The organism is Subtercola boreus (assembly GCF_003399625.1).
GTDB lineage: Bacteria > Actinomycetota > Actinomycetes > Actinomycetales > Microbacteriaceae > Subtercola > Subtercola boreus_C.
Window position 1 is genome coordinate 1 of the sequence record NZ_NBXA01000088.1, and the last position, 1,260, is coordinate 1,260.

Below are 1,260 nucleotides of genomic sequence, written 5' to 3' on the forward strand. Positions count from 1 at the left end.
CTGGTACAACGCCCGCCGACGCCACTCCGGCATCGGCTACCTCAGTCCATTAGAGTACGAACGCCGCCAGCTCACACTGGCAGCCTGACCAACCAACCACCTGTCCGGGAAACGGGGTCAGCCTCAGCCGCCAGCGTCCTCGTCATCGGCAACTAACGACAATCAGCGACCACAAAACACCGCCAACCAGCGCCGAACTCCACACCCTATATAAGAGGTACGACTTCCAACCCAACGAGACGCCTCGCAACCCAAGGGTTACGAGACTTGTGTAGCGGGGCAGCTACGCATGAACCCACCTGATACCCATCGGTCTCAAACTAGGAGAGATCAAGTTGCTGCAGATCCACTACGTTCGATATCAGCAAGCATCGTGGCTAACTGGGGGGAATCCGAATGCTGGTACGAGTAGAGGCCGTAAAAGGCATTGGGCTGTTACACGACGCAAAGGCTGCGAACCTCAAACTCGAATCGTGTGCTCTCATATATGGGGGAAACGGCCGAGGTAAGTCCACCCTTGCTAGCATCCTGAGATCTAGCACAACGGGCGATCCTGCAGCTATACAGGAACGCGTAACCATCGATGGAACGAACTCTCCGGAGGTAACGCTCCAGTTCGATGCCGGTCACAAGGTAACGTTCGCGCAGAATGTGTGGTCCGAAGCCCGCCCCGAGATCGCTGTTTACGATTCAAGTTTTATCGAAAGCAACGTGCATTCCGGAACCGAGATCACCGCCGAGCATCGAAAAAATCTACTTGATTTTGCTCTAGGGGATAGTGCTGTCAAAGCCCGAGCGGCAGAGGAAGAAGCCTCAAAGCAGCAGCAGCAGGCGACAGAGAGCATCCGCCGCCTAACCTCTCAAATCGAAGCTCACTCGGGCTACATGACCTTGGCAGTCTTTAGGGCACTCTCGCCGATCGAGGATGGCAACCAGAAGCGACAAACCGTCACCCAACGTCTCGACACCGCAAAGCGCGCAAGCAGTATCCTTCTGCAACCTCTGCCAGAAAGCATGACGGTCCCCACAGCCGACATCGATGGGGTCTTTGAAATCCTAGGACGAACCCTCACAGACGTACATGCAGACGCGGAAGCAGCTGTGAAATCACATCTTGCGACGATGAATGACACTGAGGCTGACCCCGTTTCCCGGACAGGTGGTTGGTTGGTCAGGCTGCCAGTGTGAGCTGGCGGCGTTCGTACTCTAATGGACTGAGGTAGCCGATGCCGGAGTGGCGTCGGCGGGCGTTGTACCAGC

3 protein-coding genes are annotated in these 1,260 nt (G+C 56.3%); 2 read left to right on the forward strand and 1 reads right to left on the reverse strand.

Annotated features, from left to right (window positions below):
* Both B7R21_RS21080 and B7R21_RS19515 read left to right on the forward strand, forming a co-directional pair.
* The coding region (locus B7R21_RS21080) for an IS3 family transposase (RefSeq protein ID WP_367302594.1) at positions 1-88 on the forward strand (88 nt) is incomplete at its 5' end.
* A 308-nt stretch (positions 89-396) separates the two neighbouring features.
* Positions 397-1,188 carry an AAA family ATPase gene (locus B7R21_RS19515; protein ID WP_116284917.1) on the forward strand — a complete coding sequence of 264 codons (792 nt, stop codon included), beginning with the start codon at positions 397-399 and terminating at the stop codon, positions 1,186-1,188.
* Here the strand turns inward: B7R21_RS19515 and B7R21_RS21085 are convergent.
* Positions 1,172-1,260: IS3 family transposase (locus tag B7R21_RS21085; protein ID WP_367302594.1), on the reverse strand; the 89-nt coding region annotated here is incomplete at its 5' end. The genes B7R21_RS19515 and B7R21_RS21085 overlap by 17 nt on opposite strands.